The following is a 23,403-nucleotide window of genomic DNA, read 5'->3' as shown; positions in this document are numbered from 1 at the left end:
TACCTCAGTGCTTGGTCTGACCGCCGCCCACCGCCGAGTCTGCGCCCTCGCCGTCCGCCGGCTTCTCCGACTCCTCGGTGAAGAACCCGCCGACGGCCTTGCCGGCCCGGCGCGCCAGGCCCGTGCCGTGCTGGCCGGTCCCGTTGCCGTGGCCGTCACCGGCCGTGAGCGCGAACCGGTCGTTCGGCACGACCGGGTAGTCGGGCACCGCCGGCGGCTTGGGCCGGTGGTCCTCGACGAACTCGCCGTTGGGCAGCTGGCGGATGATGCCCGTCTCGATGCCGTGCGCGGCGATCTCCGCGTCCCGCTCGTTGAGGTGGATGCAGAGCTTCTTGGTGACCACGTAGGCGATCGGCGGCACGACGATCAGCCCGATCCGGCCCGCCCAGGTCATCGCGTTCAGCGAGATGCTGAACGTGTGGGCGATGATGTCGTTGCCACCGGAGATCCACAGCACCAGGTAGAAGCTGATGCTCATCGCGCCGAGCGCCGTGCGGGTCGGTGCCTCCCGCGGGCGCTGCAGCAGGTTGTGCGACGCCTTGTCCCCGGTGAACTTCGCCTCCAGGAACGGGTAGACCGCCAGCAGCGTGAACAGGACGCCCGGCAGGACCGCCGTCGGCCACAGCAGCGGCGGGATCGTGTGACCCCACCCGCGGAACTCCCACGGCGGCATGAGCCGGGTGGAGCCGTCCAGGAAGCCGATGTACCAGTCGGGCTGGGACGCCGAGCTGACCTTGGCCGGGTCGTAGGGGCCGAACGTCCAGATCGGGTTGATCTGGGCGAGGCCGCCCAGCAGCGCGAGCACCGCGAAGGTCAGCATGAAGAAGCCGCCGGACTTCACCGCGAACACCGGGAACACCCGGTGGCCGACCACGTTGTGCTCGGTCTTGCCCGGGCCGGGGAAGTCGGTGTGCTTCTGGTGCCACAGGATGCCCAGGTGGGCGCCGATCAGCGCGAGCAGCACGCCCGGCACGAGCAGGATGTGCACGACGTAGAGCCGCGGGATGAAGTTCTCACCCGGGAACTCGCCGTTGAACACCAGGAACGACGCCCACGTCCCGATGATCGGGATGGACTGGGCGATCGACGCCGCGATCCGCAGACCGGTGCCGGAGAGCAGGTCGTCCGGCAGCGAGTAGCCGGCGAAGCCCTCGACCAGGGCCAGCATCAGCAGGCCGACGCCGATCAGCCAGTTGACCTCGCGGGGCTTGCGGTACGCGCCGGTGAAGAACACCCGAAGCAGGTGCACCACGATGGAGGCGGCGAAGATCAGCGCCGCCCAGTGGTGGATCTGCCGGAACACCAGGCCGGCCCGCGTGTCGAAGCTGATGTCCAGCGTCGACGCGTAGGCCCGGCTCATCTCGACGCCCTTGAGCGGCACGTACGAGCCGTTGTAGATGATCTCGACGTTCGACGGGTCGAAGAACAGGGTCAGGTAGATCCCGGTCAACAGCAGGATGACGAAGCTGTAGAGCGCGATCTCACCGATCATGAACGACCAGTGGTCCGGGAAGACCTTGTTCAGGTTGCGGCGGATGGCCGCCTGCGTCCCGAACCGTTCGTCGATGGCCCGGTTGGCCTTGCGCGCCGGCGTCGGCCGCTTCTGGAACTTCGGAGTGGTCACGGAGGCGGGTTCGGCGGTCATGAGCGCTCCCAGAACGCGGCGCCGACGGGCTCGGTGTAGTCCCCGTCACGGGCGATGAAGTAGCCCTCGTCATCCACCGCGATGGCGAGCTGCGGCAGCGAGCGGCTGGCCGGCCCGAAGATCGCCCGGCACCCGTCGGGAACGTCGAACACCGACTGGTGGCAGGGGCAGAGCAGGTGGTGCGTCTGCTGCTCGTACAGGCTGACCGGGCAGCCGGCGTGCGTGCAGATCTTCGAGTAGGCGACGTGGCCGTCCACAGCCCAGTTCTCACGGCCCTCGCGCGGCTTGTTCAGGCCGGGCTCGAGACGGATGAGGATCGTGGTGCTGTCGGCCTTGCTGTGGATGTCCAGCTTGGGCTCGTAGGAGATGCTGCCGTCGGACTCCTTGACCGGCACCGCCGGCAGCACCGTCTCGATGCCGCCGATCGCGATGTCGCCGAGCTTGACGTACCGGCCCTGCAGGTTGACCAGCCGAGCACCCTTGACCCAGTGGGTGTGGTCGAACTTCTTGCCGGGCTTGCTGTTGGTCAGGTTGAGCAGCGGGACCACGAGCAGGCCACCGAGGACCGTTCCGGCGCCGAGGAGGCTGCGCCGCAGCAGCGGGTACTTGGCGAGGCCGGTGTCGGCGAAGCCGAGGGCGACCTCCTCCTCGGTGACGGCGATCTCCTCCGGCGAGGAGGTGAACTCGTGGCGCTCCTGCACCGCCTGCTCGTGCGGCATCAGGCGCTTGGCCCAGAGGATCATGCCGATGCCGAGGCCGCCGACGGCCAGGCCGAGGGCGCTGCCCATCGCCGGGGTGTAGTACTGCTTGTGCTTGTCGCCGACGAAGTTGGTGACGATGAAGCCCACCGTGCCGACGACCGAGATGGTGAACCAGAAGGCGATGAGCCGCTCGGCGCGCCGGGAGGCCCGCCGGTCGTACTCCGCGGAGTGCGGGGCCCGGGGGGTGACTCCCCCACCGGCGCCGCCGCCCGCGCCCTGTGCGGTCAGGGTCGACGTCCCGCCCGAGCGCATGACCGTCGTCTCCGGGATACGGGAGGAGTCGGTCTGGTGCGGGGGGGTGCCGAGCACCTCGGGCCCGTCGTGCCCCGCGTCGGGGACGTCGGGGCCGCCGGCCCGGGGGTCGGTGGCGTCCTTGGGGCGCCCGGCCGTGTCGACCGGGTGCTTGGTCCTCTTGAAAATGCTGCTCATCGAGTCCTGGTCTGATTTGTCGGCCGGCTCTCCCTGATAGCCGGCGTAGTGCATGCGCCGCTCCGGCGAGTCCGGCGGCAGCTCGCCGCCGTCCGCGGACTCCGGCCCGGTCAGGCCCTGGTTGGCGCTCACAGCTTCTGCCTCGCTCCGATCCAGAGGCAGACGCCGAGCAGCGCGCCGATGCCTATCACCCACGCGACCAGGCCCTCCGGGACCGGCCCGTACTTACCGATCGAGGAACCACCGGGTGACGGGGTGTCCTGGAGGTGACGGACGTACGCGGCGACCGCGACGGCCTCGTCATCGTTGATCTGACCGGGACCGAACACCGGCATCGACTCCGGGCCGGTCCGCATCGCCTCGACGACCTGTTCGGGCGTGGCCTGGCTCAGCGACGGCGCGAACTTGCCGTAGGTGAGCGGGGCGCCGGCGCCGGCGGCCTGGTGGCACTGGGCGCAGTTCGCGAGGAAGAGCTCACCGCCCTCGGCGAGGTCGGCGTCGTTGAGATCCGCCTCCGTCAGCTCGGGCACCTGCGTACCGCCGCCCAGGGTCTGGACGTAGGCCGCGATCTGGTCGATCTGGGTCTCCGAGTACGACGGGGGCTTGCGGTCGGCCTGGGCCGCCGGCGCGGCGAGCGGCATGCGGCCGGTGGACATCTGGAAGTCCACCGCGGCCGCGCCGACGCCGATCAGGCTCGGGCCCTCGGTCGAGCCCTGGGCGTTCAGCCCGTGGCAGGTCGCGCAACCCTGCAGGAACAGGGCGCGGCCCTGGCGCACGGCCTCGTTGGCGTCCGGCGTCTCCGTCGCGTTGCCGCCTGGAGCGAGCACCGTCCACATCACCCCCGTCGCCAGCAGGCCGAGGAGAAGAACGATGGACGACGACCGCCGTCGGCGGCGCGCGGAGGTCGACCGGGATCGCCCGGCGTTCCTCACCGAGATGAGCCGGGGTCTGCCGGCCTCGCCCGCGGACGAGGTCGGGGACGCCGCGGCTCCGGATGCCTTGGATGTGGTCATGTCGCTCACTGGAGGAGGTAGATGGTGGCGAACAGGGCGATCCAGACGACGTCGACGAAGTGCCAGTAGTACGACACGACGATCGCTGACGTCGCCTTCTCAGGCGTGAACCGCCCGTAGGTCGACCTGGCCAGCACCAGAACGAAGGCGACCAGCCCACCGATCACATGCAACCCGTGGAAGCCGGTGGTCAGGTAGTACACCGACCCGTAGCCGTGCGACGCCAGGGTGAACTCGTTCTCCTTGAAGTACTCCCAGGCCTGGCCGCCGACGAAGACGATCCCCATCAGCAGCGAGATCAGGTACCAGCGGCGCAGGCCGATGACGTCGCCGCGCTCGGCGGCGAAGACCCCGAGCTGGCAGGTCACACTGGATAGGACCAGGATCACCGTGAAGAACAGCGCATAGGCGACGTGCAGGTGCACGGGCCCGATCTCGGACCCGGCCGGGTCGCCGGTGACCGGCGGCCAGTTGCCGCTGTTGACCGAGCGGATCGTGTAGTACATCGCGAACAGGGCCGCGAAGAACATCAGCTCCGACGACAGCCACACCACTGTGCCGACCGAGACCATCGAGGGACGGTTGGCCGCCGGGTGCGCTGGAGGAGCCTTCTCGAGGACAGGGGCTGAGGCCACGACGGTCATTCTGGCATGTGACGCCGCACGCGCCACCGTAGGTTCGACAATCGGTAGGACTACACGGCGTCGACGACGCCCGGATCGCGGCCCGGCGCGGCCGGAAATTTTGCTCCTCAGCGTCGAAGCTCCTGCTAATACGCAGGTTCTGGTACCTGACGAGACGCCGGCCACGTCCGGTGGTAACCCGGGAACCCGCCCGTTGTTGTGTCCCTCACCCAGGGCGGGGCGGCGCGCCGAGGGTGGCCCGGACGGCTCAGTCCGCGAGGGCGGCGAGCGCCCGGACACCCTCCGCGGGGAGGGCGATCCCCTCCTCCGTTCCGGGGTCGACGGCAAGCATGAGATCACCGGCGGGCCACGTCCGCAGCAGCGCGGCCAGTGGCACCCGGCGGTAGCGCCCGACGCTCGGCAGCGCGTCGACGAGGCGCCGCTCCGAGGTGAAGGTGGGGACGAACTGCTGGCCGTCGGGCTGCTCGGCGACGGGCAGCCGCACCACACGGGCATCGCCGTTGTCCCTGGCCGGGTCGCTGACGTCCGGAACGAGGACGTCGGAGGTGGCCAGGGCACCCAGGGCGGCCGAGTCGTCGTGGTCAAGCGCGAGCCGGTGCAGGGCATTGCCCGCCCGGGTCGTCCCGTCGTTGGCGTCGTCGGTCACAGCGGGCTCCTGTCGATCCGGGAGTCGTGCCTTCTGTGGCCTCGCATACCCGGCTCCGCCCGCGTGTACCCGGCTCCGGCCCGAGATGGGCGGCCGCGGCCGTCAGCTCGGCAGCGCGAGATCCGCGATCAGGCTCCGGCGGACGGCGCCGACGATGGGGGTCGCGTCGCTGTAGGCGGGATGATCGACCACCAGCTCCACGGTGACCTCCGGGTCGCGGAACGCGTCCCTGGTGCCGTCGGTGAGCGGGAACCGGAGCATGTGGACCGACACCGTCTCGCTGGGCTGATCGGGGTCCTCGTCCACGCCCGGGATCTCGACGGCGGGCACGGTGACCCCGCCGATCTCCAGCGCCACCCGGTGCTGGACGCCGGAGAGACGGGCCAGCTCGTCGCGCACGGCCTCGACCTGGTTGAGCTCGATGAACATCGTGGCGGTCAGGGCGTGGCTGGACGGCAGCAGCCGCGAGTAGGCCTCGACCTCGTGGGCGACCTCCCCGGGGGCGGTGAGCCGCTCGGTGTAGACCATCTCCTGCACCTGGTAGCGCAGCGTCTCGGCGTTCTCGAACTCGAAGAGCAGGATGTCACCGACCCGGACGCGCCGCTCGGCGCGGATCGGGAGCATCCTCGAGCGGGCCTGGACCCGCTGGGCGGAGTAGGCCGTGTGGTCGGTGGTGATGTCGGCGGCGGTGAACGCCATCGTGCGCAGCGTCATCGTGCTGGCTCCCTCCCCGTCGCGAGGACGCATCGACCTCGACGGCCGTCCGGCCGTACTGGGTGTATCCCCGGAGTACCGGATGTACCGGGTGTAACGGTCTTTCGGGTGTTGCCGAGGTGCCGGATGCCCGGGGGCCCCGAGAGGGCCGGGTGGCGGGCCCGGGGTGACCCCGGGCCCGCTCCGCGCGCCGCTCAGGCGTCAGCGGTCTCCTCGGCGACCACCGCGTCGAGGGCCTTCTTGAAGCGACCGGCGTGGGTCTTCTCGGCGCGGGCCAGCGTCGAGAACCAGTCGGCGATCTCCTCGAAGCCCTCCTCGCGGGCGGTCTTCGCGAAGCCCGGGTACATCGCGGTGAACTCGTAGGTCTCGCCGGCCACGGCGCTGGCGAGGTTCTTCGACGTGTTGCCGACCGGCTCGCCCGTCGCCGGGTCGCCGACCTCGGCGAGGAAGTCCATGTGCCCGAACGCGTGGCCGGTCTCGCCCTCGGCGGTGTCGCGGAACAGGGAGGCCGCGTCGGTCAGGCCCTCGATGTCCGCACGGCGGGCGAAGTACAGGTAACGACGGTTGGCCTGGCTCTCGCCGGCGAACGCCTCCTTGAGGTTCTCGTGGGTCTTGGTGCCGTCAAGCTTCGGCATGCGGTACTCCTCCTACGTGATGGGTGTCGGGTCCTACCGTCGGCCCGGGCGATTGCCCTCGCCGGCGGTCTGACACTCCGGGCACAGGCCCCTGAACTGCAGGTCGTACCCGGTGATCGTGAAACCGGACCGGCGCGCGATCTCGGCCACCATGCCGTCCGGGACGGGGTGGTCGATGTCCGCGGCCCGGCCGCACCGCTCACACACGGCGTGGTCGTGCCGGCTGGTGTTGGCGTCGTACCTGGCGGCCGCGCCGTCCCCGAGGTTGAGCTCGAGGGCGTGCCCGGTCTCGACAAGCAACGCGAGGGCGCGGTAGACGGTCGCGCTGCCGATCCCGGGGGCCGCGAGTCGCACACGCTCGTAGACCTCCGCCGCCGTCGGATGGTCCTCGGCGGCCTTCAGCACCTCCAGCACACGGGTGCGCTGGGGGGTGAGACGTAGTTCGGTCCGCTCCGGCATCGATCACGTCCGTCATCGGTCGGCGCCGCCCGGGGCGTTCGTCCCGCGTCCCGGTGCCGTGTGTCGGTGTGTCCGCGGCAACGGGCGAACGTCGGGACTGGCGCTCGGACAAACGTTGAGAACGAGTCTCAGTATCGCGTGCATCACCACCCGATGGCAAACCCCCCGGGCGTCCGCCCCCGAACGGCATGACCGTACCCACCGCCCGTCGCGTCCCGTGAAGCCGGATGGCGTCGCGCCTGGCGGGCGGCGAGCAGATAGCCTTCGGGACGGATACCGGGACGGTGCGACACCCGCCGCCACGCGCCGGGCCTCCGCGGCGACGCCCGGGGCCGCCCGGCGGGGACCGGTGCCCGCGCAGTGCCGGTACCGGCAGTCGTTCCCGATCGCCGACCACGGCGGTCGCCCATCGAGAGGCCCGTGGACGCCATGAGCACCGTCCTCGTGTACGCGAGCAAGGCCGACGTCCGAGAGCGCGTCCTGGCCGCGCTCGGGCGCCGTCCCGCACCCGACCTCGACGAGCTCGAGCTTGTCGAGGTCTCCGACGCGGAGACGCTGATCGACGCCATCGACCACAGCGAGGCGGACCTCTGCATCCTCGACGCCGAGGCCACCCCCTCCGGCGGGATGGGGCTGGCCCGGCAGCTCAAGAACGAGGTCGCCGACTGCCCGCCCATGCTGCTGCTCGTCGCCCGGCGCGACGACCGCTGGCTGGCCACCTGGTCGCAGGCGGACGCGGTGGTCGGCCACCCGATCGACCCGGGCGAGCTCACCGACGCGGTCGTCGGGCTGCTGCGCGCACGGGCCGGCGGAGTCGCCGTCCGGCGCCCGGTGGTCAACGTCCGGCACCACTGACGCCCGGCAGCACCGATCCACCAGGCCGCACCGAACCACCCGGCCGGCGCGACGACGCGGTCGTGCCCGGCCACCGGACCCACGCGAACAACGACTGCAGACGGACACGACATGACGAGCACCGCCTCGGAGCCGCGGGCGACGACGGCCGCGGCCTCCCCCCTCCCGACGGCCGCCTCTTCCCCGGCCGAGTCCCCCTCCCCGGGCGTCACCGCTGCCGGGAGGGTCCGGGCCACCGCCGAGAGCTGGCCGGATCTGATCACCGACCTGATCGCCGGGCAGGCGCTGACCGCCGGCCGGACGGCGTGGGCCATGGAGCAGATCATGGGCGGGCTGGCGACGCCGTCCCAGATCGCCGGCTTCGTGGTGGCGCTGCGGGCCAAGGGTGAGACCGCCCAGGAGATCGGCGGGCTGGTCCGCACGATGCTCGGCTTCGCCGAGCCGCTCACCCTCAGCGAGGAGCTGCGCGCCGCCGCGGTCGACACCTGCGGAACCGGCGGCGACCGCTCGAACACCGTGAACCTGTCGACCATGGCCGCGATCGTGGCGGCCGGCGCCGGGGTCACCGTGGTCAAGCACGGCAACCGCGCGGCGTCGTCGGCGAGCGGGTCGGCCGACGTGCTGGCCGAGCTCGGCATTGTCATCGACCTGCCGCCGGCCGGAGTGGAGGCGTGCCTGGCCGCCGCGGGGATCGCCTTCTGCTTCGCCCCGGTCTTCCACCCGGCGATGCGGCACGTCGGCGCCACCCGCAAGGAGCTGGGGGTGCAGACCGCGTTCAACATCCTCGGCCCGCTGGCGAACCCGGCGCGGCCGGGCGCCCAGACGATCGGCGTGGCCGACGCGCGGCTGGCCCCGGTCGTCGCCGACGTGCTCGCCGAGCGGGGAACCCGGGGCCTCGTCTTCCGCGGCGACGACGGACTGGACGAACTCACCACGGCCACCACGTCGACCGTGTGGGTCGTCCAGGCGCCCGACCCCACGTCCAGCCGCACGCCGGGTTCCACGGCCGGCTCCGTGGCCGGGAGCGCGTCGGAGGCCGCGGCGGTGCGCCGCTCCCGGGTTCGTTCGGAGCACTTCGACCCTCGCGACCTCGGCCTCGCCCGGCCGGACACGACCGCGCTGCGGGGCGCGGACGCCGCCTACAACGCTTCCGTGGCCCGGGCCGTGCTGCGCGGGGAGACCGGGCCGGTCCGCGACGCGGTGCTGCTCGCCGCGGCCGCGACCCTGGTCGCGGTGGACGGCCCCACCGACGCCCCGGTGGCCGAGCAGATCGCGGCCCAGCTCGGGCGCGCCACCGAGGCCGTCGACTCCGGTGCCGCCGCGGCTGCGCTGAGCCGCTGGGCCGAGGCCAGCCAGCTCGCGGCGACGGCCCGGGGCTTGAGCGGCTCCGTCTAGCAGGGCCCCGTCAGGGCCGTCCCCACCCGCCCGAAAACGACTCAGGGGCCGCGGTTCCAGGTCATCACCTGGAACCGCGGCCCCTGACGCGTCCGCGCCGCCGGTTGGCGGCGCGGACCGGTGGTACCGATCAGTCCTCGGGAATCGGCGGGTTCCAGAAGTTCTCCATCACCAGGCACACGGCGAAGGTGAACGTCAGGACCGCGCCGAGGATGGTCATCCAGATACCGAAGGCCAGCCCCATCGCGGCCACCGCGGCACTCGCCGCGAGAAAGAACGGGTAGTAGCTGCCCGGGGTGAAGTGCCCGAGCTCCCCGACACCGTCGGCGACCTCCGCGTCCGGCAGGTCCTGCGGGCGCATGCCGATCCGCCGGCCGGTGAAGACCAGGTAGCCGCCGACGAGGAAGCCCATGCCCGCGCACAGGGTGAGCGCCGCCGTCCCGGTCGGGTCCTTCGCCCAGAACCAGTAGACCAGGGCCATCGCTCCGGCGAAGAAGCCGAAGAAGTTGAAGATGAAGCCTTCTACCTTCATCGCGCGGCTCCCTGACCGAGTTCCGGTGTGGCGTGGTAATCCGCCCTACCGACGACCGCCGGGTAGTGCAGGTCGAACGCGGGTCGCTCGGAGCGGATGCGCGGCAGCGACCGGAAGTTGTGCCGGGGCGGCGGGCAGGACGTCGCCCACTCCAGCGAGTTGGAGTAGCCCCACGGGTCGTCGACCGCGGCGATCGGGCCCTTGCGGTACGAGTACCACAGGTTGTACAGCAGCGGCAGCGTGGACAGGCCCATCAGGAACGAGCCCGCCGTCGCGAGGGTGTTCAGGTTGGTGAAGCCGTCGTTCGGGCCGTAGTCGGCGAACCGCCGGGGCATGCCCTGGGTGCCCAGCCAGTGGAACACCAGGAAGGTGGCGTTGAAACCCAGGAACAGCGTCCAGAAGTGCAGCTTGGCCAGCTTCTCGTTCAGCATCCGGCCGGTGACCTTCGGGAACCAGAAGTAGACACCCGCGAAGGCCGCGAACATCAGGCCGGCGACGACGTAGTGGAAGTGTCCGACCACGAAGTAGCTGTCACTGACGTGGAAGTCGATCGGCGGGCTGGCCAGCAGCACGCCGGTGAGACCACCGAACAGGAACGTCACCAGGAAGCCGACCGCGAACAGCATCGGCGCCTCGAAGCTGATCTGCCCGCGCCACATCGTGCCGATCCAGTTGAAGAACTTGATCCCGGTGGGCACCGCGATCAGGAACGACAGGAAGGCGAAGAAGGGCAGCAGCACCGCGCCGGTGACGAACATGTGGTGCGCCCACACCGCGACGGAGAGGGCACCGATGCTGATGGTGGCGAACACCAGGCCCTTGTAGCCGAACAGCGGCTTGCGGGAGAACACCGGGATGATCTCGGTGACGATCCCGAAGAACGGCAGGGCGATGATGTAGACCTCGGGATGCCCGAAGAACCAGAACAGGTGCTGCCACAGCATCGCGCCGCCGTTCTCGGCGTCGAAGATGTGGGCCCCGAACCTTCGGTCCGCCGCGAGCGCCAGCAGCGCGGCCGCCAGCACCGGGAACGCCACCAGCACCAGGATCGAGGTGACCAGCAGGTTCCAGCAGAAGATCGGCATCCGGAACATCGTCATGCCGGGGGCGCGCAGGCACAGGATCGTGGTGATGAAGTTGACGGCACCGAGGATCGTGCCGAGCCCCTGCACCGTCAGGCCGAGCACCCACAGGTCGGAGCCGACCCCGGGCGAGTACAGCTGGTTGCTCAGCGGCGCGTAGGCGAACCAGCCGAACGAGGCCGCACCGCCCGGGCTCAGGAACCCGGCGAACACGGTGAGGCTGCCGAACAGGAACAGCCAGTACGACAGCGCGTTCAGCCGCGGGAACGCGACGTCCGGCGAGCCGATCTGCAGCGGCACGAGGTAGTTGGCGAACGCGAACGCCAGCGGCGTCGCGAACATCAGCAGCATCAGCGTGCCGTGCATGGTGAAGAACTGGTTGTACTGGTCGTTGGAGAAGTACTGCAGCCCCGGGCGGGCCAGCTCGCCACGGATGAAGACCGCGAGGATGCCGGCGATGACGAAGAACGCGAACGACGTCAGGAAGTACATGATCGCGATGTCCTTGTGGGACGTCGTCCTCAGGTACCCGAGCAGGTTCGCGATCGCCGGCTTCTCGTGGTTCACCGGCTCATGGGCGTGCCCGGCCGGCCCGGCGGGCGACTCGTGCAGAAGGGTCACTGGACACTCCCGGTGGTGACGCCGGAGGACGGCGACGCGCTGATCGCGGCGCTCTCCCGTTCCTCGATGAAGCGGTCGTACTCGGCACCCGGCACGACCTTGACGTAGAACGTCATCCGGTCGTGGTCGGTGCCGCACAGCTCGGCGCATCGCCCGACGAACGTCCCGGTCTTCGTGGCGGTGAGCTCGAACTGGTTGACCCGCCCGGGGACGACGTCCCGCTTGAACAGGAACTCGGGCACCCAGAACGAGTGGATCACGTCCGGTGACGTCAGCACGAACCGGACGGACCGGCCCTCGGGCAGGACGAGCACCGGCGCCTCGCCGGGACGACCGGTGACCTCGACCTGGTTGCTGCCGGGGGTCTTGCCGGTGTCCAGGTACTGGAACTGCCAGTTCCACCGGAAACCGATGACGTTCACCGTCACGTCGGGCTTGTCCGAGAGCTTGGTGATCTCGGACTCGTCGCGAGCGGTGTAGTAGAACAGGCCCGCCACGATCACGACTGGCACGACGGTGTAAAGGATCTCGACGGGAAGGTTGTACCGGACCTGGCGCGGCAGAACGTCACTGCGCTTCCGGAACACGACGACCGCGTAGAAGATCAGGGCCCACACGAACACACCGACGGCCAGGGCGGCGATCACCGAGCCCTGCCACATGTTCAGGATCCGCGGGGTGTGGTTGGTCACACCGTCCGGGAATCCGAAATTGGGGACGTCGCAGGCGGTCGCCAGCAGGCCGACGGCCACCAGCGTGGCGCCCAGGCGCGCATTGACGCGGCGCCGGCGCGGCCGTCGGTGCCCAACCCGACGGCTCGGCGACGCGTCCGCGTCCGCGGTGTCAGCCGGGGCCATCGGCGTGTCCTCGACATCCGCGAGCGACGGCCGGGTCCGACCGAAGGATCTCCTCACCAGGTCCTGCCTCCCACGACTAGCGGCCGCGCGGCCGGCGGAGGAGATCTGAGCCCCGCCACCGCCTCGTGACCGCGTAAACGCTTCGCGGGCCGGCCGGTCCAACCGGCCTCGCTGCTTCGTCTTCCGACTGTCTTCGACACGCTGTAGATGGTGCGGCAGCAGCGTATCCCAGCAGCGGACGAGCTTCTCGCCGCAGGCCCCGTCCGGAGCTGTGAGACACGACCCGCGGGGCATCCTGGACGGGCCGGAGAGCCCTTGATCCGGGCAGATCGGCGGGCGCGCCGTGGGCGCGTTCCAGCTCCCGGCGGGCGTATCCGCCACCCGCATTGTTCGCGGCACCCCGCAAGCCCTTTCCCCGCCGCCCCGCCTGGCTGCGCGAATGCCCCCACGCGGCCCCGCAACGTCCGGCCAGCTGCTCCGGGACGGGCGTAGCGTCACTCTCGTGCCGGCCTATCTCGACCACGCGTCGACCACGCCGCTGCATCCGGTCGCCCGGGAGGCCCTGCTCGCCGCGCTCGACGACGGCTGGGCCGACCCCGCACGGCTCTACCGCGAGGGCCGCCGCGCGCGGATGCTCCTCGACGCCGCCCGGGAGACCGTCGCCGGCGTCCTCGGCGCCCGGACCAGCGAGATCAGCTTCACCGCGAGCGGGACGGCCGCGGCGCACCAGGCGCTGCTCGGCACCGCCGCCGCCCGCCGCCGCGCCGGGCGGGTGGTTGTGGTCAGTGCCGTGGAACACTCCAGCGTCCTGCACGCCGCGCAGCGCCACGAACGTGCCGGCGGCGAGGTCGTCACGATCGGTGTGGACGGCCTCGGCCGCGCCGACCCGGCCGCGTTCGAGGCCGCGCTCGACGCCCACCCGGGAACGGCCGTGGCCGCCCTGCAGCACGCCAACCACGAGGTGGGCACCGTCCAGCCGGTCGCGGCGGTCGCGCGGGCGCTGCGCCGGCGCGGGGTGCCGCTGCTCACCGACGCGGCGACGACGGTCGGGCGGGTTCCCGTCGACCTCGCCGCGCTGGGCGCGGACCTGCTCACCGCGAGCGCGCACAAGTTCGGCGGGCCGCCCGGGGTGGGCATCCTCGCCGTCCGCACGGGCACCAGGTGGGCCAACCCGCTGCCGGCGGACGAGCGGGAGCACGGGCGGGTTCCCGGCTTCCCGAACGTTCCCGCCGTCGTCGCCACGGCTGCCGCGCTCGCCGTGCGCGCCACCGAGATCGACGCGGAGGCGCCCCGGCTCGCCGGCTACACCGAGCGCCTCCGCCGGCGCCTGCCGGAGCTCGTCGAGGACGTCGAGCTGCTCGGCCCCGGCGGCGCCGACCCGGCGGTGGGAGTGCCGCACATCGTGGCCTTCTCATGCCTTTACGTCGCGGGCGAGGCACTCCTGGACGAGCTCGACCGTGCCGGCATCGCCGTCAGCTCCGGGTCGAGCTGCACCTCGGACACCCTGACGCCCAGCCACGTCCTGGTGGCGATGGGCGCGCTGACCCACGGCAACCTCCGCGTGTCGTTCGGGCGGGACTCCACCGACGCCGACCTGGAGGCGCTGCTCGACGCGCTGCCGCCCGCCGTGCGCGCCGTCCGCGAGCGCGCCGGGGCGGCAGGCCTGTGAACGACGGCTCGCCGGCGGCGGTCGTGGACGCGCGCGGACGGCGCTGCCCCATCCCGATCATCGAGCTCGCGCGGCGGATCGGCGACGTCGATGTGGGCGAGATCATCGAGCTGCTCGCCGACGACCCGGCCGCCGCGGCCGACGTGGCCGCCTGGTGCCGGATGCGGGGCCACGACCTGCTCACCGCCGCACCCGGCGCTGGGCCGGGCTCCTACCTCGTCCGCCGCCTGGGTTGAGACACCTGGGTCAGAACGCCTGCAGGCGCGCGGCGACCTCCGCGGCCGCCTCCGGGCCGTAGGCCTCGGTGAGGCGCTTCACGATGTCGTCCTGATCGGCGCTGTACTCCTGGGTGCCGACCGTCTCGAGCACCAGGGTCGCCAGCAGGCATCCCACCTGCGCGGACCGCTCGTGCGACAGCTCCCAGGACAGCCCGGCGAGGAACCCGGCCCGGAAGGCGTCCCCCACCCCGGTGGGGTCGGGGGTGCAGCGCGCCGGGACCACCGGCACCTTGACCGCCGCGGCGCCGGGCGCCTCGATGACGACGCCGTCCTTGCCCAGGGTGGTGACGCGCACGCCGACGCGGCCGAGGATCTCCTCGTCGTTCCACCCGGTCTTCGACGCGAGCAGAGCCTTCTCGTACTCGTTGCAGAACAGGTAGGCCGCGCCGTCGATCAGCGAACGGATGTCGTCGCCCTCCATCCGGGCGAGCTGCTGGGACGGGTCGGCCGCGAAGGAGTATCCGCGCTCGCGGCACTCCTCGGTGTGCCGGACCATCGCCTGCGGGTCGTTGGGGCTGATCACCACCAGGTCGAGCCCGCCCAGGCGCTCCGCGACCGGGCGCAGCTCGATGCTGGCCGCCTCGCTCATCGCGCCCGGGTAGAAGGACGCGATCTGGCAGAGGTCGTTGTCCGTGGTGCACACGAAGCGGGCGGTGTGAGCGATCTCACTCACCCAGACCGACGCGGTGTCGACACCATGCCGGTCGAGCCAGGAGCGGTAGTCGGCGAAGTCCTCCCCGACCGCTCCCACCAGGATCGGGTGCAGGCCGAGGCGCCCCAGACCGAAGGAGATGTTCGCGGCGACCCCACCGCGGCGGATCATGAGCTCGTCCACGAGGAACGACAGCGAGACCCGCTCGAGCTGGTCGGCGAGCAGCTGCTCGGCGAACCGCCCGGGAAAGCGCATGAGGTGGTCGGTGGCGATGGAACCAGTCACGGCAATACGCACGATGGAGCAGCCTACCGGCAGCCCCCGCGCACCCCGGAGGGACGTCGCCCCACAGTGACCCTGCGTCCGACCTTCGACCGTTTCGGAACAGGGGCGGGCGTTCGGAACAGGGGCGGAAATGGCGGAACCCGGTGTGGCAAGAAGCACCACACCGGGTTCCGTATCGAGGGATCAGCTACCTCCCCCGCCGACCGGAGACGAGACGCGGCCCACCGGGACGGCCCGCGCCCGCCCGCGCCCGATCAGTGGAAGGAGTCGCCACACGCGCAGGAGCCCTGCGCGTTCGGGTTGTCGATCGTGAAGCCCTGCTTCTCGATCGTGTCGACGAAGTCGATCGTCGCGCCGCCGAGGTAGGGGTAGCTCATCCGGTCGACGGCCACCTTGACCCCCGAGAAGTCGAGCACCGTGTCGCCGTCGAGCTGGCGCTCGTCAAAGAAGAGCTGGTAGCGCATGCCAGAGCAGCCGCCGGGCTGCACGGCGATCCGGAGCTGGAGGTCATCCCTCCCCTCCTGCTCGAGCAGGGTCTTCACCTTGCCGGCGGCCGTGTCGGTGAGAACGACGCTGCTCGGCCTGGTCTCGGTCTCGGTTGTGTCCTGCACGGTCATAGGGGCTGCTCCCTGCCCTTGTGGACGTGCCTGGTTCACCAGGCTTGCTGGTACCCAAGGCGGCTTACGCGAGGAGACGCCAACGGGCGACGGCTCCCCACGGGCGGCACCTGCTGTGCCGCCGTTCCTGCTCAACACCGCGAGGCAGGATCCGCTTCCCATCGTAGCCAGCGACTCGCGGGTCGGCCACGACGCGCAAGTGACATCCGTCCGCCATCCGGGGCCCGACCGGACCAGGCCCCCGGGGCCCGACCGGACCAAGTTCGCGCAGACCAGGCGTTCCGGAGTTAGAGTCTGAACGACCATTAGCAGGCGGCCCACAGCGAGGCCACGAACAGCGAGCGAGGCGACCGGGCCCCCGGTCGGTCGCCCGAAGGAGCGGACATGACCACCAACCCGGCCCTGGAACGCCTGGGCGTCACCGCCTCACCGCTCGCCATGCTCCTGCTCGGGCGCGACGCCGACCCGGGGAGCGAACGGGGCGTGGAGTGCCCCGGCGATCTCCCCCCGGCCGCTGATCCCGACCTCGCCAGGCGGGCCGCCGCCGCCAAGGCCGCGCTCGGCGACGACGTCTTCATCCTGGGCCACCACTACCAGCGTGACGACGTCATCGCCTTCGCGGATGTGACCGGGGACTCCTTCAAGCTCGCCCAGCAGGCCGCCGCCCGGCCGGCGGCGAGCGCGATCGTGTTCTGCGGCGTGCACTTCATGGCCGAGAGCGCCGACATCCTCACCGCCGACCACCAGCGGGTGATCCTCCCCGACCTGGCCGCCGGCTGCTCGATGGCCGACATGGCCACCGCCGAGCAGGTCGAGCAGGCCTGGGACGACCTCCTCGACGCCGGCGTCGCCACCGGCACGGTGCCGGTCAGCTACATGAACTCCTCGGCGGCGATCAAGGCGTTCACCGGCCGCCACGGCGGCACGATCTGCACCTCGTCGAACGCCGAGCGGGCTCTGGACTGGGCCTTCGGCGAGCGGGGCGGCCAGCGGGTGATCTTCCTGCCGGACCAGCACCTGGGCCGCAACACCGCGATCGACAAGCTGGGCATGTCCGAGGCCGACTGCGTGGTCTACGACCCGCGGCGGCCCGGCGGCGGTCTGAGCCGCGCGCAGCTGCGCGACGCACGCATGATCCTGTGGCGCGGGCACTGCTCGGTGCACGGGCGGTTCACCCGGGAATGCGTGGACGAGGTGCGCGAGCGGGTGCCGGGGGTACAGGTCCTGGTGCACCCGGAATGCCGGCGCGAGGTCGTGAGCGCCGCTGACCTGGTCGGTTCCACCGAGTACATCATCAAGGTCGTGGACGAGGCCCCGCCCGGGTCGTCATTCGCCGTGGGAACCGAGCTGAACCTGGTACAACGGCTGGCGAACCGCCATCCTGACAAGACGATCGTCTTTCTCGACCGTACGGTGTGCTTCTGCTCCACGATGAACCGCATCGACATGCCGCACCTGGTGTGGGCGCTCGAGGCGCTCGCGCGCGGTGAGACCGTCAACCGCATCACCGTCGACCCCGAGGTCGCGACCTATTCCCGGAAGGCCCTAGACCAGATGTTGACCCTGCCCTGATGGCGCTGCTGAAGAAGCGGAGCCCCGAGCCCGCGCCCGGCCCGGAGAACGAGGAGCCGTCCGCCGGCGCGGTCGACCAGGCCGACGGTGACGCCGGCGCGAGCGCCCGGGTCACCGCCGGCAAGGGCCGGCCGACCCCGAAGCGGTCCGAGGCACGCGCCGCGCGGACCCGCGGCGGCGCGGTGCGCACCCCGGCGAACCGCAAGGACGCCCGCAAGATCGAGCGGGAGGACCGGCGGGCGCAGAGCCAGCAGTACCGCGCCGCGATGATGGCCGGCGACGTCAGCCGCCTGCCGCCCCGCGAGCGGGCGCCGGAACGCGTCCTGGCCCGGGACTTCGTCGACACCCGGATCAACATCGGCCCGTTCTTCCTGGCCGCGGCGGTGGTGTACTTCGTCGGCGGGCTGGTGCCGAACTCCTACGTCCGGCTCGTCGCCACCTACGTCATGCTGCTCGGGATCGTTGCCGTGGTCGCCGACTCGATCGTGCTGTCGCGGCAGGTGAGCCGGCGGGTGGCCGAGAAGTACCCGGACTCCAGCGTCCGCGTGCGTGCCTACGCCGCGCAGCGGGCCCTGCTGCCGCGCCGCTGGCGGATGCCCCGCCCCCGGGTGTCCCGCGGCGACAGCTGACGGCCGACAGCTGTCGCTCGCGACCGGCGGCTCGCGGCTCGGCGGTGGGCACTACGAGGCACGGCCGGACGTTGGCCGGGCCCGGGAGCTGGTGCGTAGTGTTCCGGTGTGAAGCATCGACGCCTCGGGCGGAGTGGACTGTCCGTCAGCGAGATCTCCTACGGCAACTGGATCACCCACGGTGACCAGATCGAGGCCGACACGGCGAAGGCCTGCGTGCACGCTGCGCTCGACGAGGGAATCACCACGTTCGACACGGCCGACGTGTACGCCCAGACCCGCGCCGAGTCGGTTCTCGGCGAGGCCCTGGCCGGGGTCCGCCGGGAGTCCTACGAGCTGTTCACCAAGGTCTTCTGGCCGACCGGCCCCGGCGAGAACGACAAGGGCCTGGGGCGCAAGCACATCATCGAGTCCGCGCACAACTCGCTGCGCCGGCTCGGCACCGACCACATCGACCTCTACCAGGCCCACCGCTACGACCCGACGGTCCCGCTAGAGGAGACGCTGCGCGCCTTCGACGACCTGGTGCGCGCCGGCAAGGTCCTCTACGTCGGCGTCTCGGAGTGGACGGCGGCGCAGATCGCCGACGCCGCGCGGATCGCCGCCGAGCTCGGCCTGGACAGGATCATCTCCAACCAGCCGCAGTACTCGATGCTGTGGCGCACCATCGAGGCCGAGGTGGTGCCGACCTCCCGCACGCTGGGCATCTCCCAGATCGTCTGGTCGCCGATCGCCCAGGGCGTGCTGACCGGCAAGTACCTGCCCGGGCAGCCGCCGCCCACCGGCAGCCGGGCGACCGGCGCGACCGGCGCGGGCTTCATCGCCCGTTTCATGTCCGACGAGGTCCTGACGGCCGTGCAGCACCTGCGCCCGATCGCCACGGAGGCCGGCCTGACGATGGCGCAGCTCGCCATCGCCTGGGTCCTGCAGAACGACAACGTGGCGTCCGCGATCGTCGGCGCCTCCCGGCCCGAGCAGGTCAAGGACAACGTCGGGGCGGCCGGCGTCGTCCTGGAGCCGGAGCTGCTCGCCCGCATCGACAAGGTGCTCGCCGGCGTGGCGACCACCGAGCCGGAGGCCTGACCGCCACCGCGCGGCGCCCGGGGGTTCAGTGGGCGGTGAAGGCCGCAGCCAGCGCCGCCCACGTCCGGTCGAGGTCCGAGCCGGGCAGGAACCGGTTCGCCAGCTCCAGCACGACCGCGCCGTGCGCCGCGGCCCACAGGGCCTGCGCCGCGTACGGCTCACCGGTGGCCCGGTAGAACGGCTCACCCGACCAGTCCTCCAGGCCGGCCGTCAGGCCCTCGCGCCCGAGCGGGTCGACCGCGGTAAGCCGGTACAGGTTGGGGTGGGCCAGGGCGTACCGCCGGTACTCGGCCAGCAGCCGGCCGACGACGTCGCCCGGGCCGGCCCCGTCGACCACGCGGTGCAGGGCGTCCCCCGCCTCCCACAGCGCGGTCTCGACCAGGGCCGCCTCGACCGCGTGCTTGCCCGGCAGATGCTTGTACAGCGACGGCGCGCGGATGCCGAGCACCTCGCCGAGCCGACGCATCGTGAGCGACCCCACGCCCTCGTCCTCCAGCAGGCGCCGGGCCGCGCCGATGATCTCCGTCACCCGCGGCGACCGTGTGGGCGGCGTCGGGCGCAGCGCGACCCGCTCAACCGGCACGGCCGGCCGCGGCGGGTCCGCCGGCAGTCCCGTGTCCGCAGGTGGCCCCGTGTCCGCCGGCCGCGGCGCCGCCGGCAGCCGCAGGTCCGTCATCAGGCGGCGGCGAGGATGAAGACCGGGTGCCGCGGCGCGATCCGGCCCAGCTCCTCGTCGGCCGACTCCGGGCCCACGCCGTCGAAGAACACGCCGACCTCCGCCTTCCACTTCTTCAGGTACGCCCGCAGCACCGGGATCTTCTCATCGCCGGCGAGCTCGGCCGCACGGTAGCGGACCCGCCGGCGCCCCACGACGAGCGCCAGCTCGCCGTCGGCGGCCCGCACGTTGCGGACCCACTGGCTGTGCCCGCGCGCGGAGACCAGGTACTGCCGTCCCTCCAGCGTGAGCAGGTTCACCGGCAACCGCCGGGTCTCGCCGGACGTGCGACCGCGGACCTCGAGCACCCGGCTCCCCCACAGGCTCAGCCCGGCCCGGGTGACCAGCGCGACCGGGCGGTTGAGGAACGTGTTCGTGAACCAGTTGGGCCGCCGGTAGTGCCGGGCGTCGTCGTCCCGGGTGTCGCCGATCGGGTTCGCGCCGCTGCTCGCCATTGTGATCTCCCCTGTCTTCTCGGGCTCCGATTGTTGGCTAACAACGTTAGCCAACGAGGTAAGGCTAACACTGTTAGCCGAGGGGGTGTCAACCCGTTCGGGCCCGTTCGGTGGGACTTGGTCCGCGGGCTCTGCTACCCGCGGGCAGGGGCCGGCCTGGCAGCCGGGGAGGCGGCCCTCAGGTCACCGGGCGCAGGCTCATCGGCCCGTAGACGCGCCGGCCCGCCTCCAGCAGACTCACCTGCGTCACGCCCAGATCCAGCAACTCTCGCCAGGTCTCGCCGATCCACGTCTCGGCGTCCCCCTGGCTGGTGAACGACTCCGACCCGTCCGCGCCGCCGACCGCCACGACCGAGCCGTCCTCTCCCTCATACCGCCAGGTCCAGCTCACGGTCCACGTCCTTCCCGACGTCCGGCGGCCTCGGCCACCGAGCCGGGGCCACCACCGACCCCGGGAAATGCCCACCACACCATCAAAGCGCGTCCGGACCGGACGCGAGGCCGTCCCGCGCCGCTGGCGATGAGCAACTCATCCGCGGCGCGACCCACCGCGGGACGGGACGGATCCGCGCCAGCCCGTGGATCGGCCCACGAGCAAGGCACCGGCGACCCGAAGGTCGGTAACGTCGAGACCCGCGAGTGACACACGAGCAGCACGGTTCAGCCCGGAGAAAGGAAGGCACCAGTGACACCCGCCTACACCGCCGCGGCGGTACTCGCCGAGACAACCGAGCACCACGACGGGGGAATGGTCTGGTGGGCCGCCTGCCTGCTCACCTTCGGCGCGATCGCGGCGCTCGCCGTGGTCCTGACGCTGATGACGCTGTGGGAGCGCAAGCGCCACCCGCACTCGCACTCCTGATCGCCCGGGGTCCGGCGCGGTGCGGCTCACGCTGCTGGGTACGGGCTCGGCCGACGGATGGCCGAACCCGTGGTGCGAGTGCGCCTCCTGCGCATGGGCCCGGGCGCACGAGCCCCGCGGCCAGACGGCCGTGCTCGTCGACGACCGGCTGCTCATCGACTTCGGTCCGGACGTGCCGCGGGCGGCGTCCCGGTTCGGGGTGAGCCTGGCGGGGCTGCGCCACGTCCTCGTCGGGCACGCCCATCCCGACCACCTCGGCCCGGAGGCGCTGATGTGGCGGTCCTGGTCGACCGTCGCCGACCAGCCGCTGGACGTCGTCGCGCCGCCGGCCGCGCTGGAGGTGTGCCGGGCCTTCCTGTGTCGCTGGGAGGGCACCGAGCCGGGCGAGGGCTCCCCGCTGCGCCTGCTCCCGGCCGTCGCCGGCGATCACCTCGAGCTCGGCGGGCCGGGCGAGCCCACCGAGCCGGGCGAGCCCCACAGGCCCGGCGGGCCGGGTTACCTGGTCCGCCCGGTGGCGGCCCGGCACGGTGACGACAGCATCGGGCCGGCGGTGCTCTACGACGTCACCGCGCCGGACGGGGCGCGCCTGCTGTACGGGTGCGACACCGCCGTGCCGCTGCCGCCCGCGACGCTCGCCGCGCTGGCCGGCCGCGCGTTCGACGTCGTGCTGCTGGAGGAGAACAACGGCGACCGGCCCGGGTTCGGGGAGCATCTCGACCTCCCGGACTTCGCCGAGCTGGTCGCCGAGCTGCGCGGCCTGGGCGCGGTCGTGCCCTCGACCCGGGTGCTCGCCGTCCACCTCAGCCACCGCAACCCGCCCGGTGGCGAGCTGACGGCACGGCTCGCCCGCATCGGAGCCGAGGCCCCGCCGGACGGCAGCGTCCTGGAGATCCCACCCGGCGGGGCCCTCCCGGACGGCGGCACGGCGGCGCCACGCCGGGTACTGATCACCGGTGGCACCCGGTCGGGAAAGTCCGCCCAGGCCGAGGACTGGCTGCGGGCAGAGCCCGAGGTCGTCTACGTCGCCACCGGGTGGGCGCCGGACGGGTCCGATCCCGAGTGGGCCGCGCGGGTCGCCGTCCACCGGGAACGCCGGCCGGCCCGGTGGCACACCGTGGAGACCCAGGAGCTGGAGCCGCTGCTGCGCTCCCCCGGGCCGGCGCTGCTCGTCGACAGCGTCTCGCTGTGGGTGGCGGCCCGGCTGGACGATCCGGACTTCGGCGCGGCGGTCGACCGGCTCGTCGAGGCCTGGCGCGCCACGCGCCGGCGGGTGGTGGCGGTGACGGACGAGGTCGGGTCGGGGGCGGTGGCGCCGACCGCCGCCGGGCGGCTGTTCGCCGACCGCCTCGGTCAGGTCAACGCACGGCTCGCCGCCGAGTCCGACGAGGTGTGGCTGGCCGTCGCCGGCCTGGCCACCCGGCTGCGGCCCGCCTGACCCAGCCGGGTTACCGCGCGGGCGGTCGCGGCTGCGGCCGGTGGTCCTCGCGGATGCCGTCCGCCAGCAGGTCCAGTGCCCAGGTGACCGCGCCCGTCGCCGCGTCCAGGTCGAGCTTCCAGGCGGTGACCAGCCGTTCGTAGACGTGCCCGGTCCAGAGGATGTCCAGGATCGCGGCCGCCATCCGCCGCTGGGTGTCGGTCCATTCCTCCGTCGGCGGGGCGACCGCGCGGGCGAGCGCCTCGCGCCGGCGGCGGTCGGCGGCGCGGGTGGGCTCGACGGCTTCCCCGCTCAGGCCCGGCGAGGCGGCGAAGCGGTCCAGGGTCGCCAGCCCGCCGGCCGCGGTGTCGGCGAGGTTGTCCAGGTCGAGGCCTTCGTAGACGACCCCGGCCTCCTTCTCGAGGTTGCGAAGGATGGCGTCGTGCAGCTCGCCCTCGGTGGTGAAGTAGCGGTGCACGGTCCGCTTGCTCACGCCGGCGCGCTCGGCGACCGCGCGGAACGTCAGGCCTCGCCAGTCCCAGGTCGGGAACGAGTGGACCAGCGCCGTCCCGGCGGCGACTATGCGCTCCCGCGTCTGCGCGGTCTGCGCCCGGCGCACCGGGCTGTCGTAGCGGCGCGTCTGCCGGGCTGGATCGCTCCCGTCCGTGTGCTGGTCGACCGGAAGGCTCATGGCGGCTCCTCGGGCTGTCGCGCCGGGGCGGGACCGGACGCCGGGCAGTGGGAGTGGCGGGGACAGCGGGAGCGACGCAAGCCGGTTGACGGTCCAATTAGTGTCACTATTGTAGTGACACTAAAGCTCCCGGCGCTCATGCCGCGGCGCACCGGCAGCGGCGCGCCCCCGTGGCCCACCAGGAGCCCACGCG

General features: G+C 72.1%; 26 protein-coding genes. 9 read left to right on the top strand and 17 right to left on the bottom strand.

Annotated features, from left to right (window positions below; translation table 11 throughout):
- Nucleotides 1–4: 4 nt before the first annotated feature.
- The 8 genes from qcrB to AC559T_RS29060 form a co-directional block, all read right to left on the bottom strand.
- Complete coding sequence (gene qcrB, locus AC559T_RS29095; protein WP_020459419.1) at nucleotides 5–1,645, bottom strand: cytochrome bc1 complex cytochrome b subunit; 1,641 nt, start codon at nucleotides 1,643–1,645, stop codon at nucleotides 5–7.
- Entirely contained in the window at nucleotides 1,642–2,967 is a 1,326-nt protein-coding gene (gene qcrA, locus AC559T_RS29090) for a cytochrome bc1 complex Rieske iron-sulfur subunit (protein WP_112105421.1), read from the bottom strand. Before qcrA ends, qcrB begins: the two co-directional genes overlap by 4 nt.
- Complete coding sequence (gene qcrC, locus AC559T_RS29085; protein WP_071061991.1) at nucleotides 2,964–3,848, bottom strand: cytochrome bc1 complex diheme cytochrome c subunit; 885 nt, start codon at nucleotides 3,846–3,848, stop codon at nucleotides 2,964–2,966. The genes qcrA and qcrC overlap by 4 nt, the downstream gene beginning before the upstream one ends.
- A 5-nt stretch (nucleotides 3,849–3,853) precedes the next feature.
- The gene (ctaE, locus tag AC559T_RS29080; RefSeq protein ID WP_020459416.1) at nucleotides 3,854–4,492 is read right to left on the bottom strand and encodes an aa3-type cytochrome oxidase subunit III; all 639 of its coding nucleotides are present in this window, start codon (nucleotides 4,490–4,492) and stop codon (nucleotides 3,854–3,856) included.
- A gap of 247 nt (nucleotides 4,493–4,739) precedes the next feature.
- Nucleotides 4,740–5,138 (bottom strand): SseB family protein, encoded by a 399-nt coding sequence (locus AC559T_RS29075; RefSeq protein WP_498870740.1) that lies wholly within the window; start codon nucleotides 5,136–5,138, stop codon nucleotides 4,740–4,742.
- A 102-nt stretch (nucleotides 5,139–5,240) separates the two neighbouring features.
- Entirely contained in the window at nucleotides 5,241–5,837 is a 597-nt protein-coding gene (locus AC559T_RS29070; protein WP_498870810.1) for a DUF3501 family protein, read from the bottom strand.
- 209 nt (nucleotides 5,838–6,046) lie between these two features.
- Entirely contained in the window at nucleotides 6,047–6,487 is a 441-nt protein-coding gene (locus AC559T_RS29065) for a rubrerythrin family protein (RefSeq protein ID WP_020459414.1), read from the bottom strand.
- 33 nt (nucleotides 6,488–6,520) lie between these two features.
- Nucleotides 6,521–6,946 (bottom strand): Fur family transcriptional regulator, encoded by a 426-nt coding sequence (locus tag AC559T_RS29060; protein WP_112105420.1) that lies wholly within the window; start codon nucleotides 6,944–6,946, stop codon nucleotides 6,521–6,523.
- Nucleotides 6,947–7,375: 429 nt separating this feature from the next.
- Between AC559T_RS29060 and AC559T_RS29055 the strand changes: the two genes are divergently transcribed.
- Nucleotides 7,376–7,801 carry a response regulator transcription factor gene (locus tag AC559T_RS29055; protein ID WP_071061994.1) on the top strand — a complete coding sequence of 142 codons (426 nt, stop codon included), beginning with the start codon at nucleotides 7,376–7,378 and terminating at the stop codon, nucleotides 7,799–7,801.
- A gap of 111 nt (nucleotides 7,802–7,912) precedes the next feature.
- Nucleotides 7,913–9,196: an anthranilate phosphoribosyltransferase gene (trpD, locus tag AC559T_RS29050; RefSeq protein ID WP_498870739.1), complete on the top strand. Its 1,284-nt coding sequence runs from the start codon at nucleotides 7,913–7,915 to the stop codon at nucleotides 9,194–9,196.
- A 130-nt stretch (nucleotides 9,197–9,326) separates the two neighbouring features.
- On the opposite strand, the gene ctaF is transcribed toward trpD, so the two are convergent.
- Genes ctaF through ctaC form a run of 3 tightly spaced genes read right to left on the bottom strand, consistent with a single transcriptional unit; the run spans nucleotide 9,327 to nucleotide 12,288 of the window.
- Nucleotides 9,327–9,728 (bottom strand): aa3-type cytochrome oxidase subunit IV, encoded by a 402-nt coding sequence (gene ctaF, locus AC559T_RS29045; RefSeq protein WP_020459410.1) that lies wholly within the window; start codon nucleotides 9,726–9,728, stop codon nucleotides 9,327–9,329.
- A complete protein-coding gene (gene ctaD / locus AC559T_RS29040) occupies nucleotides 9,725–11,431 on the bottom strand; it encodes an aa3-type cytochrome oxidase subunit I (RefSeq protein WP_071061944.1) in 1,707 nt (568 codons plus the stop codon). Before ctaD ends, ctaF begins: the two co-directional genes overlap by 4 nt.
- The gene (gene ctaC / locus AC559T_RS29035; RefSeq protein WP_071061947.1) at nucleotides 11,428–12,288 is read right to left on the bottom strand and encodes an aa3-type cytochrome oxidase subunit II; all 861 of its coding nucleotides are present in this window, start codon (nucleotides 12,286–12,288) and stop codon (nucleotides 11,428–11,430) included. Before ctaC ends, ctaD begins: the two co-directional genes overlap by 4 nt.
- A 502-nt stretch (nucleotides 12,289–12,790) precedes the next feature.
- Between ctaC and AC559T_RS29030 the strand changes: the two genes are divergently transcribed.
- Both AC559T_RS29030 and AC559T_RS29025 read left to right on the top strand, forming a co-directional pair.
- Entirely contained in the window at nucleotides 12,791–13,957 is a 1,167-nt protein-coding gene (locus AC559T_RS29030) for a cysteine desulfurase family protein (protein ID WP_112105675.1), read from the top strand.
- Entirely contained in the window at nucleotides 13,954–14,193 is a 240-nt protein-coding gene (locus AC559T_RS29025; protein WP_020459406.1) for a sulfurtransferase TusA family protein, read from the top strand. The genes AC559T_RS29030 and AC559T_RS29025 overlap by 4 nt, the downstream gene beginning before the upstream one ends.
- Before the next feature lie 10 nt (nucleotides 14,194–14,203).
- Here AC559T_RS29025 and AC559T_RS29020 read toward each other — a convergent pair whose 3' ends face one another.
- A complete protein-coding gene (locus AC559T_RS29020) occupies nucleotides 14,204–15,184 on the bottom strand; it encodes a carbohydrate kinase family protein (RefSeq protein WP_071061952.1) in 981 nt (326 codons plus the stop codon).
- 242 nt (nucleotides 15,185–15,426) lie between these two features.
- Nucleotides 15,427–15,789, bottom strand: a complete 363-nt coding sequence (erpA, locus tag AC559T_RS29015) for an iron-sulfur cluster insertion protein ErpA (RefSeq protein WP_020459404.1) — start codon at nucleotides 15,787–15,789, stop codon at nucleotides 15,427–15,429.
- Nucleotides 15,790–16,173: 384 nt separating this feature from the next.
- Here erpA and nadA point away from each other — a divergent pair, with 384 nt between their 5' ends.
- The 3 genes from nadA to AC559T_RS29000 all read left to right on the top strand — a co-directional run bounded on the left by nadA (nucleotide 16,174) and on the right by AC559T_RS29000 (nucleotide 19,073).
- Nucleotides 16,174–17,361: a quinolinate synthase NadA gene (nadA, locus tag AC559T_RS29010; RefSeq protein ID WP_112105673.1), complete on the top strand. Its 1,188-nt coding sequence runs from the start codon at nucleotides 16,174–16,176 to the stop codon at nucleotides 17,359–17,361.
- Nucleotides 17,361–17,990, top strand: coding sequence for a DUF3043 domain-containing protein (locus tag AC559T_RS29005; protein WP_071061957.1), 630 nt, complete (start codon nucleotides 17,361–17,363; stop codon nucleotides 17,988–17,990). Before nadA ends, AC559T_RS29005 begins: the two co-directional genes overlap by 1 nt.
- A 108-nt stretch (nucleotides 17,991–18,098) precedes the next feature.
- Nucleotides 18,099–19,073: an aldo/keto reductase family protein gene (locus AC559T_RS29000; protein ID WP_498870738.1), complete on the top strand. Its 975-nt coding sequence runs from the start codon at nucleotides 18,099–18,101 to the stop codon at nucleotides 19,071–19,073.
- 25 nt (nucleotides 19,074–19,098) lie between these two features.
- On the opposite strand, the gene AC559T_RS28995 is transcribed toward AC559T_RS29000, so the two are convergent.
- The 3 genes from AC559T_RS28995 to AC559T_RS28985 form a co-directional block, all read right to left on the bottom strand.
- Entirely contained in the window at nucleotides 19,099–19,749 is a 651-nt protein-coding gene (locus tag AC559T_RS28995) for a TetR/AcrR family transcriptional regulator (protein ID WP_071061962.1), read from the bottom strand.
- The gene (locus AC559T_RS28990) at nucleotides 19,749–20,243 is read right to left on the bottom strand and encodes a nitroreductase/quinone reductase family protein (protein ID WP_071061964.1); all 495 of its coding nucleotides are present in this window, start codon (nucleotides 20,241–20,243) and stop codon (nucleotides 19,749–19,751) included. The genes AC559T_RS28995 and AC559T_RS28990 overlap by 1 nt, the downstream gene beginning before the upstream one ends.
- A gap of 178 nt (nucleotides 20,244–20,421) precedes the next feature.
- The gene (locus tag AC559T_RS28985) at nucleotides 20,422–20,634 is read right to left on the bottom strand and encodes a hypothetical protein (RefSeq protein ID WP_020459398.1); all 213 of its coding nucleotides are present in this window, start codon (nucleotides 20,632–20,634) and stop codon (nucleotides 20,422–20,424) included.
- A 294-nt stretch (nucleotides 20,635–20,928) separates the two neighbouring features.
- Between AC559T_RS28985 and AC559T_RS28980 the strand changes: the two genes are divergently transcribed.
- Together AC559T_RS28980 and AC559T_RS28975 are read left to right on the top strand one after the other, a co-directional pair.
- Nucleotides 20,929–21,105, top strand: a complete 177-nt coding sequence (locus tag AC559T_RS28980) for a hypothetical protein (RefSeq protein ID WP_165938622.1) — start codon at nucleotides 20,929–20,931, stop codon at nucleotides 21,103–21,105.
- Between the two features lie 19 nt (nucleotides 21,106–21,124).
- Nucleotides 21,125–22,540, top strand: coding sequence for a bifunctional adenosylcobinamide kinase/adenosylcobinamide-phosphate guanylyltransferase (locus AC559T_RS28975; protein WP_498870737.1), 1,416 nt, complete (start codon nucleotides 21,125–21,127; stop codon nucleotides 22,538–22,540).
- A 10-nt stretch (nucleotides 22,541–22,550) separates the two neighbouring features.
- Here the strand turns inward: AC559T_RS28975 and AC559T_RS28970 are convergent, their stop codons facing one another.
- Nucleotides 22,551–23,210 (bottom strand): TetR/AcrR family transcriptional regulator, encoded by a 660-nt coding sequence (locus AC559T_RS28970; protein WP_498870736.1) that lies wholly within the window; start codon nucleotides 23,208–23,210, stop codon nucleotides 22,551–22,553.
- Between the last annotated feature and the right edge of the window lie 193 nt (nucleotides 23,211–23,403).

Source organism: Frankia sp. Hr75.2, from assembly GCF_949319125.1.
Classification (GTDB): domain Bacteria; phylum Actinomycetota; class Actinomycetes; order Frankiales; family Frankiaceae; genus Parafrankia; species Parafrankia soli.
This window is presented reverse-complemented; position numbering and strand designations above follow the sequence as displayed.